Here is a 12,686-nt window from a genome sequence, read left to right as displayed (position 1 = left end):
TTCGAAGAGGCAGCCATGCTTCGTGACCGTTTAAGCAAGCTTCGTCAGGAATGGACGAATAGATATGGTTCAAGGGCAGATGCCGCATTGAAAAGGCAGGAATCAGCCAAGAAACGTATCAACAGGCCTATGAAAAAGAGAATCTAGCCTGATGACAGTTTGATACGCATCTGCGGCTTGGCGCACTGGAAAATCTTGTCATGTTATGAGGAGAATGTATGGAAAAAGGAATTGTTATACAAGGGGCACGTCAGAATAACCTGAAGAATATCAATCTGACACTCCCCAGAAACCAATTGATTGTATTTACCGGACTTTCCGGATCCGGGAAGTCTTCACTCGCTTTTGATACGATTTATGCAGAAGGACAGAGAAAATATGTAGAATCTCTCTCTGCTTACGCCCGTCAGTTCCTGGGGCAGATGAATAAGCCGGATATTGATAAGATTTCCGGCCTGTCTCCTGCCATATCCATCGATCAGAAATCAACGAGCCATAATCCAAGATCCACCGTAGGCACGGTTACTGAGATTCATGATTACCTGCGTATGCTGTATGCGCATGCCAGCAGAGCTTTTTGTCCGAATTGCGGAAAACCGATACAGCGCCAGACCATCGACCAGATCGTGGATGCACTGGAAGCACTGGGGTACTGCACAAAACTTCTTATATTAGGGCCGGTAGCTGTCGGGAAAAAGGGGACACATAAAAAGCTGCTGGAAGAGCTCAGGAAAGAAGGGTATGTCAGGGTACGGATCGATGGAGAAGTCGCTGTCCTGAATGATGACATTGATCTGGAGAAGAACAAGAAACATACCATTGAAGTGGTAGTAGACAGGATCATCATCAAAGAGGGAATTACACAGCGCCTGACTGATTCTGTTGAAGCAGCTCTTAAGCTGGGAGACGGAATGATGGTTGCGGGAGTGATTGGCGGCAAAGACCACATTTTCAGTACGCATTTTGCATGCCCGGAATGCGGGATTTCACTGCCTAAGCCTGAGCCCAGGATTTTCTCATTCAACAATCCTCTTGGTGCATGTCCTGCATGCACGGGGCTCGGAGCTTCCCTGGAAGCTGATTTCAGCCGTATTCTTCCGGAACACGGCCTGTCATTCCGTCTGGGGGCCATCAAGCCATTTCCATACAACAAGGAAAGCTGGCTCTATAAACAGCTGGATGCGTTCCTTAAATCGTATAGTTTGGGAATGGACAACTGCTTCGATGATCTGCCGGAAGAAGCGCAGATGGAATTCGAATTCGGCGGTACAGAGCTCCTGACGTTCCAATACACGAATCAGGATGGCGAAACGAAGACGTATCAGCGGACATTTGAAGGAATTGTCCCCATGACGAAACGGCGCTATGAGGAAGCATGGACGGAAAAGATGAAGGAAACTCTGTCCAACTATCTCATCGAAAAACCGTGTCCTGTCTGCCATGGCGCACGTCTCAGGCCCGAAAGCCTTGCGTTCCGTGTCGGAAATAAGAATATTGCTGAACTGTCCGCTATGCCGGTTGCTGATTTGATTCCTTTCCTCGAAAATCTCGATTTGACGGAAAAGGAGAAGGTCATTGCAGACCAGATTCTCAGGGAAGTAAAAAGCCGTTTAAGCTTCTTGTCCAATGTCGGTCTGGAATATCTTACGCTCTCAAGAAATGCGATGACACTTTCCGGCGGGGAAGCGCAGCGCATCCGTCTTGCTACACAGATAGGGTCCGGGCTTGTGGGAGTCCTGTATATATTGGATGAGCCGTCCATCGGACTCCATCAAAGGGATAACGACCGTCTCCTTGCCACTCTTAAGGGAATGCGAGACCTGGGAAATACCCTGATCGTGGTAGAGCATGATGAGGATACGATCCGTACGGCAGACTGGGTCGTTGATATCGGTCCTGGTGCAGGTGAAAAAGGCGGATATATTGTTGCTGAAGGCACGCCTGAAGATGTAAAAAATACACCTGGTTCCATAACCGGGGCTTATCTGAGAGGTGAAAAATATATACCGCTTCCTGAAAGCAGGAGGAAGGGAAACGGGCTCTACCTGACAATCCGCGGGGCAACAGAACACAACCTGAAAAATATAGATGTAAAAATCCCGCTTGGAGAGATGACGGTTGTCACAGGCGAATCGGGATCGGGCAAGAGTACCCTGATCAATGAGATTCTCTACCAGGGACTGTCAAATATCAAAAACCATACATCATATGGAACCGGCGCCTACAAGAGCATGGAAGGAACCGAATACATTGATAAAGTCATTGATATAGATCAGCAGCCGATCGGGCGCACACCCCGGTCGAACCCGGCAACTTATACGGGAATCTTTACGGATATCAGGGAGCTCTTCAGCCAGACTTCAGAAGCCAAGATGAGAGGGTATAAGCCTGGAAGATTCAGCTTCAATATAAAGGGCGGACGCTGCGAAGCTTGTCATGGCGACGGCATCATCAAAATTGAGATGCAGTTCCTCTCGGATGTCTATGTTCCCTGCGAAGTCTGTCATGGGGCAAGGTATAACAGAGAAACTCTTGAAGTGCGGTATAAAGGGAAAAATATCTCAGACGTACTGAATATGACTGTTGATGAAGCCATTCCGTTCTTCGAGAATCATGATAAGATCCTTCGCAAGCTCTTAACACTGCAGGAAGTCGGGCTGGGTTATATCCGTCTGGGACAGCCGGCTACCACGATGTCCGGCGGCGAGGCGCAGCGTGTAAAGCTGGCTACGGAACTGATGAGAAGAGGAACGGGTGATACCCTTTACATCCTCGATGAGCCGACTACAGGACTTCATAGTGAAGATATACGCAAACTGCTTATCGTACTGCAGAAGCTGGTCGATCAGGGGAATACAGTTGTCATTATCGAACATAATCTCGATGTGGCAAAAGTAGCTGACTACATTATCGATCTCGGTCCAGAGGGCGGCGATAAAGGCGGTGAAGTCGTTGCAGAAGGAACTCCTGAGGAAATCTGTCAGGTTTCCAGATCTTATACCGGCCAATATTTGAAGCCTGTCATCGACCGGACTATAGAAATAATGAAGAGGCATAAGGATGATAGAAGTCAATGATAAAATCCGGGCTAAAGTCGAAGCACTTCCTGACTCGCCCGGTGTATATAGATGGAAAGATAAGGACGGCCGTATCATCTATGTCGGGAAAGCAAAGAACTTAAAAAACAGGGTTCGTTCCTATGTCAGAGAGGACAAGAATCGTTCGCCTAAAGTTGCAGCGATGATACGGCATGCTGATGATCTAGATATCACCATGACTGGATCTGAGATGGAAGCACTGATCCTGGAATGCAATCTGATCAAGGAAATGCACCCTAAATATAATATTTCCTTGAGAGATGACAAGTCATATCCATATGTCAAAATCACGACGGGGGATGAATGGCCGCGCATCTTCGTAACAAGGAATATACGAAGAGACGATCATGCTAAATATTACGGCCCGTTTACGGATGTAGGCAGCCTTCGCAAGACGCTGAGTGTTTTGCGGAGATACTATCCTATCCGTACATGCCGTTCCATGAAAGTGCCGCGACCCTGCCTTCAGTACCACCTGCATCTTTGCTGTGCTCCGTGCTTCAATTACTGCACGAAGGAAGAGTATCAGCGGTACGTAAAGACCATCTGTGACCTGTTTGAAGGCAAGAGCACAGAACTGGTAAAGGAATTGCAGCAGAAGATGGAGCAGGCATCAGAAGCACTGGAATATGAGAAGGCTGCAGAATTCAGGAATCAGATCAGGGCGATTCAGAGCGTTCAGCAGAGACAGAACATCATCTCCAACGAAGGAGACTTTGACGTTGTCGGAATGGCAAGAGATGGAAGCCATACCGGCCTTGAAGTCTTTTACATCCGCTATGGCAGAATGGTTGGAAAAGAAAATTTCAGTATTCCGGAAAGCGCTGATGAGCAGGATCAGGACATTATTACAGCTTTTATCAAGGATTTCTATGCCGGGAATCCGATGTCCGTTCCGAAGGAAATCATTCTTCCCATGCTGCCTAAGGACTCTGAGCTTCTGCTGGAATGGCTGAAGCAGATCAAAGGAACGGAAGTGAAGATGATTGTTCCTGAAAGAGGCTTCAAGAGAAAGCTGAAAGACATGGCTATGGCAAATGCCAAAAAATATCTTTCTGATAAGAAACTGCAGTGGGAATATCAGGATGCCAGAGAACAGGGCGCTGTTAAGAAGCTGAAGGAACTACTGAACCTGCCCCGTCTTCCCGAGCGAATGGAATGCTTTGATATATCTCATAATCAGGGGGCCGAAACGACCGGCTCAATGGCTGTTTTCGAGCATGGACGTCCCGCAAAAAGCGAGTATCGCAAATTCAAACTGGTAACCACGCAGGGACATGCAGATGATTTCAAATCCATGGCGGAAGTGATGCAGCGAAGATATGGAAATAGAAAAGACTGGCCTGAACCAGATCTCATTGTTCTTGATGGCGGGCTTGGGCAGCTGCATGCGGCCCTTCCTGTAATCAGAAATGCGGGCTGCAACGCGCCGGTCATCGGGCTTGCTAAAAGAATAGAGGAAATCTATGTGGAAGGCAGTGATGTTCCTGTTGTGCTTGATCATCACGAGCCTGCGCTGCAGCTTCTTCAGTTCATCCGCGATGAAGCGCACCGCTTCGTAATTACGTATCATAGAAGCTGGACGAATAAACGCAATACAGAGTCTATCCTTGATCATGTGGAGGGAATCGGGCCGACACGAAGGAATGCCCTCTGGCATGCTTTTCGTTCCCTGGATGAAATGAAAAAGGCGACAGAAGAAGAACTGGCAAGCGTTCCGGGAATGAATAAGAAAGCCGCGGCCAATTTGTACCGCTTTTTCCGCTTGAGAAAAGACGAGAAGCAGATGGTGATTGCGGGGATACATGCAGATCCTTCCGGGGCAAATCAGCCATAAGGAATTTCTGCCTGCCTAAAGCAAAAGGATTGTTATGCTTTTCATTGATACGGTATACTGATACACAGCATTACAACGGAATTCTTTGTATGAAGATTTCTTTTCAGGACGCTCCCTCAGTGTTCAGCAATATGTCATGGAAAATACCGTATAGAATGAATGTTATCCTTGACAAATGGCATAACTCTTCGTATAATGATGAAGTTGATAATTTACTCTAAGTTGATTAGAGCAGTGCACCGAAATCGTAATTGAAGTGCAGCGAAGACGAATAAAACGGCATAACGGCCGATAGGTAAGGAGGTGCTAGAAATGCCGGTTCCGAAGACAAAAAGTTCTAGATCCCGTCGTGATAAAAGACGTGCTAATTGGAAGCTGACTGTTCCGGGTCTTGTGGAATGCCCACAGTGCCACGCAATGAAAAAACCTCATCATGTATGCCCGGTATGCGGTTTCTATAAAGGCAAACAAGTCATTACAAAAACTGTAGAAGGTTAATAAGAAGACGTCTCTCCTGTAGAGGCGTTTTTTATTGTGTTATTTTGTATATTACATGGTGAAAAATGCCTTTATATGCTATAATTATCGAAAGTCATCGCTAAAACAGCATATCGGTTCCATAATTGTTCTTATTGATTGTGGAAATTTGATTTGTTTTAGATTTAAGAATGGAGGAATAGTAGAATGGTAGGAAAAAATTGGAAGAAAATCTTAGCTGTCGGGATTTGCGGATTAATGGCAGCAGGTGTAATCGCAGGTTGTGGAAACAACTCCGGGAGCTCCGGAAACAGCGGTAAAATGAAGGTTGGCGTTGTACAGATCGTGCAGCATCCTGCACTGGATGAATCCAACAAGGGCTTTGTCGATGCATTAAATGAAAGCGGCCTCAAGGACAAAATCGAAATAGACCAGCAGAATGCGCAGGGAGATCAGTCGAACCTCAGATCTATTGCTAACAGATTCGTATCTGGCGACTATAAGCTTATTGCGGCCATTTCAACGCCTGCAGCACAGGCTATGGCCAATGCAACAAATAAAATTCCGATCATTTGCACCGCAATTGCAGATTTTGAAAATGCAAAACTGATGAAGTCTGAAAAACAGCCTGACAGCAATGTGACCGGTACTCATGACAGGGGACCGCTCGATAAGCAGGTTGCTTTGATCAAGGAAATTCAGCCTAATATCAAGAAATTAGGAATCATCTATAATTCAAGTGAAATCAATTCAGTGATTCAGGCCCAGAAACTTAAAGATGCCTGCAAGCCATTAGGCATCGATGTCGTTGAACTGACCGTAAACAGTGTCAATGATGTACAGCAGGTTGCCGAAGGCTTCCTGGGTGGAAAAGTAGATGCAATTTTCGTGCCAACGGATAATATTATTGCTTCTTCTATTCCGACACTCATGGCAGTTGTCAATAAGGAAAAGATTCCGGTATACGGCGCTGAGCAGGGACATGTAAAATCTGGTGTTCTGGCTTCTGAATCAATCAGCTTCTACGACATCGGGCACCGTGCCGGTGAAATGGCAGCCGAGATCCTCAAGGGAAACAAGACAGTAAAAGACTTCCCTGTTGAAGGTGCTGACAAATCTAAGTTATATATCAATAAGAATGAAATGGACACGCTCGGAATCAAGATTCCTCAATCGGTTCTTGACAGGGCTGAAATGGTCTGATTTAAGAAGGGATTCAGGAAGTGGCCTCGAAACTTAAAAAGCTCTGGTGGCTTATGCTTGTTTTTGCAGTCTGCAATATAGCAATAGCCTTAATTCTCTTTTTTGGCAATAAGCAGAAATCTCCGGAGGAAAGCACAAAACCTATACCGCAGAAAAACGTATACAGTATTGGTGTTCTGCAATCCGAAAGCCTGCCTGAACAGGATAAAATGGTAGCCGGGGCTTTAGCAGGATTGGAATCCAGCGGTTACGCGAATGGAGAAAGACTTCATATCGAAGTGATCAATGCCAATGGGGATGACAAGAAGCTTGAACGGGGCGCCAAGAAATTTTCCTCGAATAAAAAAGATCTTATTATAGCTGTCGGTACGGATTCGGCCAAGGCTCTTGCCAAAGTGACCAAAAACATACCGGTCGTAGGTGTTGGAGTATATCTTTTCAAAAGCGACGAGGTTTTCAAATCCCACGAAAACTTTACAGGCATCTCGGATACTCCGCAGGTACTGACGCAGATAAGAACGGCTGCGCAGTGTTTCCCTGTGAATAAGCTTGGAATCCTGTACGATCCCACAGATGAGGATTCAGTGCTCCAGCTTAAGATTTTGAGAGCAGTTTCAGAACAGAAAAATATCAGTCTTTTCGAGGTTGCTTTTAATCCGGACCAGAGATCGGATATCCAGATCCGTAAATTTTTGGGCAATGTGAATGCTGTTTATATTCCGGAGGATCCCGCCGTACTCAAGAATTTTGATGCAGTGGTAAAGATTTTGACACCCGCGGGAATTCCTATTATCGGTGAACAGATGGAGATGGTGAAGAAAGGTGCTCTGATATCGGTTTCACCGTCCTATTACCGTATGGGATTTAGCGGGGGCAGAATTGCTGCCAGACTCTTAAGCGGGAATTTCCTGCCGGAGAACATTCCGATTACCCATCAAATCGATCCTGATATGGTTATCAATATGAAACAGGCGGACCTGCTTCATATCAAGCTGCCCAGTGACGTATGGCAGCGGGCAAGAAAACTGTACTTGTATGATAACCAGCCAGCAAGACCTTGATTTAAATCCGGAGACTGCTGTCCTCGCATTTTACAGGTAGTTAACAGGCGGCAGCGGTAGAACAGCGCTTGCCGCCTTTATTGATTGACAGGCAATTCGCTTGATTAAAGGAGGGAGATTGTATCTATGGTAGATTTAGCAATATCCACAGTGGCACAAGGGCTCATGTGGTCAATTCTGGCAATCGGTGTATTTCTTTCCTTCAGGGTGCTTGATGTGCCTGATATGACTTGCGAAGGCAGTTTCCCTTTGGGCGGAGCCATTGCGGCTTCAATGATTGCAGCAGGTGTTTCACCCTGGGCCGGACTGGCCGCAGGTGCATTGGGCGGGCTCATCGCAGGGGTTGTTACCGGCGTTCTTTACACGAAGCTTAAGATTCCTGCTATTCTGGCCGGGATCCTGACAATGATCGCTTTATATTCCATCAATCTTCACGTGATGGGGAAAGCGAATATTTCGCTGCTCCGTGCCGATACGGTATTTTCAACAACATCTGAAATGCTTCACATCAGCATGTCTGCAGCTGGTTTTGTCGTTCCGCTTATTATGATGGCCGTGATTATCGGTTTCATTTACTGGTTCTTCGGAACAGAACTTGGCATGTGCATTCGTGCTACGGGCTTTAATCCGCAGATGGTTCGTGCACAGGGTGTCAATACAGACACGATGACAATTATCGGATTATTCATCAGCAACGCGCTCATCGGACTCTGCGGTGCGGTTGTTGCACAGAATAATGGGTTCGCTGATGTCGGGATGGGGATTGGCACAATCGTTATCGGCCTTGCTTCCGTCATCATCGGCGAAGTTATTTTAGGCGCTGACAGCTTCTCCGCTTCGCTTGCTGCTGTCGTTCTGGGGTCCATTCTTTACAGAGTGGTCATTGCAGGTGTACTTTATCTCGGAATGCCACCAAATGATTTGAAACTGTTTACTGCGATTATTGTCATGCTGGCACTTGCAGCACCGATGATCAAAGATAAAGTGAATATGGGGAAGGCAGGCTGAACAGATGTTAAACGTTTCTCATATCAGCAAGACCTTTTTTAAAGGAACCATCAACGAAAAGAAAGCTTTGAACGATCTTTCTCTGACACTCAATGACGGGGATTTCTGTACTGTTATTGGAGGCAACGGAGCCGGCAAGAGCACGCTCCTGAACTCTATCGCAGGCGCGTATCTTCCGGATTCAGGAACTATTGAAATCAACGGCAAAGATGTCACTAAAATGAGTGAATATACGAGAGCCAAGTTTATAGGCCGCGTATTCCAGGATCCGCTTAAAGGAACTGCGGCAGGAATGCAGGTGGAGGAAAATCTTCTGCTGGCATCCAGAAGAGGGGAAAGCCGCCGTCTGCGCTGGGCATTCTCTGCTGGCGATCATGACAAGTACAAAGCAATGGTATCCAGGCTTGATCTGGGACTTGAAGATCGTCTCTCTACGCGCATCGGATTGCTTTCAGGCGGGCAAAGACAGGCGCTGACACTTCTTATGGCCACGATTAAAAGGCCGGAAGTACTGCTTCTTGATGAACCAACTGCCGCGCTTGATCCGAAAACAGCAGCAAAGGTTTTGAAAATTACGGATGAAATCGTGCATGAACAGCACTTAACGACCTTGATGATCACTCATAATATGAAAGATGCCCTGAAGTATGGCAACAGGCTTATCATGATGAATAATGGCAGGATCATTGCTGATTATTCAGAAGATGAGAAGAAGAATCTGACCATTGATGATCTTCTCAAGAAATTTGAGGAAACGGCAGATGCTGTAAGCGATCGTATCGTTTTAGGCTGATGAATCATCAATTCATTTGCTTATTCTCTTGCAAAATTCACGCATGGCAGGTATAATAACTAGCGTGTGAACTGCATCCCGGTTTTTCGCATCTCCGGCGATGACTTAGATACAGCAATTTATATTTTTTAGGAGGCTATTATGCTTACAAACGAAGTAAAGAAAGAAATTATCGAACAGTATGCTGTTCATGAAGGCGACACCGGATCTCCGGAAGTACAGATCGCAATTCTCTCCAAGAGAATCGCTCTTCTGACCGAACATCTGAAGATGCACAAGAAAGACCATCATTCCCGCCGCGGACTGCTGAAAATGGTTGGCCAGCGTAGAAACATGCTTGACTACCTCCGCCGCAAGGACATTGAACGTTACAGAACTCTTGGACAGAAACTCGGATTACGTCTGAAATAAGAAATGAAAAAATCCCTCCTGCTGTATCCAGCAGAAGGGATTTTTCTATATGTGTAAAATTTTTTCATACAACTTCTAAAAGATTAATCATTATGCTGTCTTAAAACTGTTTCAGCAGACTTGTTAAAATTTTAGATTTTATTATATAATAAGGAGTACATAAAATTATTTGTATAACAGGAGGAATAGGGATGTTTAAGACATTTCAAATGGAACTTGCCGGCCGACAGTTAGTCGTTGAAACTGGTAAAATGGCAAAACAAGCAAATGGAGCTACGTTAATTCGCTATGGTGATACAGTCGTACTCGTAACTTCTACAGGAAGCAAAGAAGCGCGTGAAGGAACAGATTTCTTCCCTCTGACTGTAGACTATGAAGAAAAGATGTATGCTGTAGGTAAAATGCCGGGAGGATTCCTGCGCAGAGAAGGAAGACCAGGAAATTCTGCGATTTTGAACGCACGCCTGATCGACCGCCCTATTCGTCCGCTTTTTGATAAAAGATGCCGCAATGATGTGCATGTAGTTGCGACTGTACTCTCTGTTGATTATGATAATGCGCCGGAACTTTGCGGTATGCTTGGCGCATCCGTTTCCCTGGGCATTTCTGATATTCCGTGGGATGGACCTATTGCAGGTGTCAGAGTAGGCAAAGTCAACGGTGAATACGTCATCAACCCGACTCAGGAACAGATGGAAGCATCTACTATGAATGTAACTGTTGCCGGTTCCGAAGAAGCTATCATGATGGTTGAAGGCGGCGCTAAAGAAGCTCCGGAAGAAGAAGTTCTGGATGCTATTATGTTTGGCCATGAAAGCATAAAGGAACTTTGCCGCTTCCAGAAGCAGATTATTGCTGAAGTCGGCAAACCGAAACGTACTCTTGTATTTGCTGATATCCCGGCAGAAATTGAAGAAGCAGTAGAAGCTTATGCAACTGATGCTCTCAAAAAGGCTGTTTTTGATGCAGATAAATTGAGACGTGATGGCAATATCGATGCTGTCAAGAAAGATGCAAAGGAACACTTTGCTGAAATTTATCCGGACAATGGCGCAGACGTTGCAGAAAGTCTCGATCATTTGACAAAGAAAATCGTCCGCAAGATGATCTCCAACGAACATATCCGCCCGGATGGAAGAAAGCTGGATGAAATCCGTCATATTACCTGTGAAGTAGGACTCCTTCCACGTGTCCATGGCTCCGCACTCTTTACCCGCGGCCAGACACAGGCTCTGTCCATTACCACACTGGCTCCTATGTCTGAAACACAGACCATTGATGATCTGACACCTGTTACAGAAAAGAGATATATCCATCAGTACAACTTCCCGTCTTACAGCGTAGGCGAGACAAAGGGCTCCCGCGGTCCTGGCCGTCGTGAAATCGGTCATGGCGCTCTTGCTGAAAGAGCTCTGCTTCCGGTTATTCCATCTGTAGATGAATTCCCATATGCAATCCGTGTCGTTTCTGAAATTCTTGAATCCAACGGATCATCTTCCCAGGCTTCCGTCTGCGGAAGCACCATGTCCCTGCTTAATGCAGGCGTACCGCTGAAAGCTCCGGTTGCAGGCATTGCTATGGGCCTGATTGAAGATGGCGGCAACTTTAGCATCCTTTCCGATATCCAGGGCATGGAAGATGCTCTTGGCGATATGGACTTCAAGGTAGCAGGAACAGCAAAGGGCATTACAGCTATTCAGATGGACATCAAGGTACATGGCCTGTCCCGCGATATTCTTCTGGCAGCATTGAAGCAGGCTCATGAAGGACGTCTGTTTATCCTTGGCAAGATTGCTGAATGCATTGATAAGCCGGCAGAACATCTTTCTGCATATGCTCCAAAAATTATTACTATCACAATCCCGGTTGAAAAGATTCGTGATGTTATCGGAAGCGGCGGAAAGACGATCAACAAGATCATCGCTGAAACCGGTGTCAAGATGGATGTTGAAGAAGATGGAAGAATTTACATCGCTTCTCCGGATGAAGGCGCTGCCAACAAGGCCAGAAAGATTGTTGAATCCCTGACCAAGGAAGTCCAGGTGGGAGAAACATACCTGGGCAAAGTAACAAAGCTGATGAAATTTGGCGCATTTGTTGAAATCCTTCCGGGCAAAGAAGGCCTGGTTCATGTTTCCCAGCTCGCACTGCATCGTGTAGAAAAGCCGGAAGACGTCGTTAAAGAAGGCGATGAAATTATGGTTAAGGTAACTGAAATTGATGACAAGGGACGCATTAACCTTTCCAGAAAAGCACTCCTTCTGGAGAAAAAACAATGAGCCGTATCCGCGGATTTGAAGTTGTAAAAGCTTGGGAAATGAAGGGAATCCACCTCCCTGAAAGAAAAACAAGCAAATCTTCCGGGTATGACTTGGAAAGTGCCGAGGACGTAATCCTTGCCCCGCATAAAACCACCGTTTTATCTACCGGCCTGAAGGCATATATGCAGGAGGATGAATATCTTGCTGTCTATATCAGATCAAGCCTGGCAATCAAGCACGGAATTGTTCTTATCAACAGCACAGGAATCATAGACGCTGATTATTATAATAATCCTGACAATGAAGGACATATTATGATTGCCGTATATAATACGACGGATAGTGCGTTTACCGTCAATAAGGGCGATCGTATTGCGCAGGGAATATTTGCAAAATATTATAAAGCAGATAATGACAGCGCGGATGGAACAAGAACTGGTGGAGTAGGAAGCACTGGAACTTAAAAGAAAGCCGGTCAATGGTGGTATTTTATACCACCATTGATTTTTGGCTTATAGGACATTTCGTGTTGTTTTT

10 protein-coding genes are annotated in these 12,686 nt (G+C 45.9%); all 10 read left to right on the top strand.

Translation table 11 applies throughout. The features are described from left to right. Positions 1-218 precede the first annotated feature (218 nt). The 10 genes from uvrA (at position 219) to dut (ending at position 12,613) form a co-directional block, all read left to right on the top strand. Positions 219-3,077, top strand: a complete 2,859-nt coding sequence (gene uvrA / locus M3200_RS06460; RefSeq protein ID WP_022382719.1) for an excinuclease ABC subunit UvrA — start codon at positions 219-221, stop codon at positions 3,075-3,077. Continuing rightward, positions 3,061-4,935: an excinuclease ABC subunit UvrC gene (gene uvrC, locus M3200_RS06455; protein ID WP_022382718.1), complete on the top strand. Its 1,875-nt coding sequence runs from the start codon at positions 3,061-3,063 to the stop codon at positions 4,933-4,935. The genes uvrA and uvrC overlap by 17 nt, the downstream gene beginning before the upstream one ends. A 312-nt stretch (positions 4,936-5,247) precedes the next feature. Then, positions 5,248-5,433 (top strand): 50S ribosomal protein L32, encoded by a 186-nt coding sequence (gene rpmF, locus M3200_RS06450; protein WP_022382717.1) that lies wholly within the window; start codon positions 5,248-5,250, stop codon positions 5,431-5,433. Between the two features lie 186 nt (positions 5,434-5,619). Further along, positions 5,620-6,615, top strand: a complete 996-nt coding sequence (locus M3200_RS06445; RefSeq protein ID WP_022382716.1) for an ABC transporter substrate-binding protein — start codon at positions 5,620-5,622, stop codon at positions 6,613-6,615. A 53-nt stretch (positions 6,616-6,668) separates the two neighbouring features. Beyond that, positions 6,669-7,676: an ABC transporter substrate-binding protein gene (locus M3200_RS06440; protein WP_288178198.1), complete on the top strand. Its 1,008-nt coding sequence runs from the start codon at positions 6,669-6,671 to the stop codon at positions 7,674-7,676. Positions 7,677-7,802: 126 nt separating this feature from the next. Beyond that, positions 7,803-8,684 carry an ABC transporter permease gene (locus tag M3200_RS06435; RefSeq protein WP_022382714.1) on the top strand — a complete coding sequence of 294 codons (882 nt, stop codon included), beginning with the start codon at positions 7,803-7,805 and terminating at the stop codon, positions 8,682-8,684. A 4-nt stretch (positions 8,685-8,688) separates the two neighbouring features. Next, entirely contained in the window at positions 8,689-9,477 is a 789-nt protein-coding gene (locus M3200_RS06430; RefSeq protein ID WP_022382713.1) for an ABC transporter ATP-binding protein, read from the top strand. Between the two features lie 141 nt (positions 9,478-9,618). Next, positions 9,619-9,888 (top strand): 30S ribosomal protein S15, encoded by a 270-nt coding sequence (gene rpsO / locus M3200_RS06425; protein ID WP_022382712.1) that lies wholly within the window; start codon positions 9,619-9,621, stop codon positions 9,886-9,888. A 191-nt stretch (positions 9,889-10,079) separates the two neighbouring features. Continuing rightward, positions 10,080-12,167 (top strand): polyribonucleotide nucleotidyltransferase, encoded by a 2,088-nt coding sequence (locus M3200_RS06420; RefSeq protein WP_022382711.1) that lies wholly within the window; start codon positions 10,080-10,082, stop codon positions 12,165-12,167. Next, positions 12,164-12,613 (top strand): dUTP diphosphatase, encoded by a 450-nt coding sequence (gene dut, locus M3200_RS06415; RefSeq protein WP_022382710.1) that lies wholly within the window; start codon positions 12,164-12,166, stop codon positions 12,611-12,613. The genes M3200_RS06420 and dut overlap by 4 nt, the downstream gene beginning before the upstream one ends. The last annotated feature ends 73 nt before the right edge of the window (positions 12,614-12,686 follow it).

Origin of the sequence: Dialister sp. CAG:357, from assembly GCF_000435155.1 — a bacterium.
In the GTDB taxonomy this organism is placed as follows: domain Bacteria; phylum Bacillota; class Negativicutes; order Veillonellales; family Dialisteraceae; genus Dialister; species Dialister hominis.
The sequence above is the reverse complement of the archived record's forward strand: the minus strand, read 5'-3'. Positions and strand labels throughout refer to the sequence as shown.

Coding starts and splice junctions, on each gene's coding strand:
- uvrA (WP_022382719.1), top strand. CDS start 219: ATGGAAAAAGGAATTGTTATACAAGGGGCACGTCAGAATAACCTGAAG.
- uvrC (WP_022382718.1), top strand. CDS start 3,061: ATGATAGAAGTCAATGATAAAATCCGGGCTAAAGTCGAAGCACTTCCT.
- rpmF (WP_022382717.1), top strand. CDS start 5,248: ATGCCGGTTCCGAAGACAAAAAGTTCTAGATCCCGTCGTGATAAAAGA.
- M3200_RS06445 (WP_022382716.1), top strand. CDS start 5,620: ATGGTAGGAAAAAATTGGAAGAAAATCTTAGCTGTCGGGATTTGCGGA.
- M3200_RS06440 (WP_288178198.1), top strand. CDS start 6,669: ATGCTTGTTTTTGCAGTCTGCAATATAGCAATAGCCTTAATTCTCTTT.
- M3200_RS06435 (WP_022382714.1), top strand. CDS start 7,803: ATGGTAGATTTAGCAATATCCACAGTGGCACAAGGGCTCATGTGGTCA.
- M3200_RS06430 (WP_022382713.1), top strand. CDS start 8,689: ATGTTAAACGTTTCTCATATCAGCAAGACCTTTTTTAAAGGAACCATC.
- rpsO (WP_022382712.1), top strand. CDS start 9,619: ATGCTTACAAACGAAGTAAAGAAAGAAATTATCGAACAGTATGCTGTT.
- M3200_RS06420 (WP_022382711.1), top strand. CDS start 10,080: ATGTTTAAGACATTTCAAATGGAACTTGCCGGCCGACAGTTAGTCGTT.
- dut (WP_022382710.1), top strand. CDS start 12,164: ATGAGCCGTATCCGCGGATTTGAAGTTGTAAAAGCTTGGGAAATGAAG.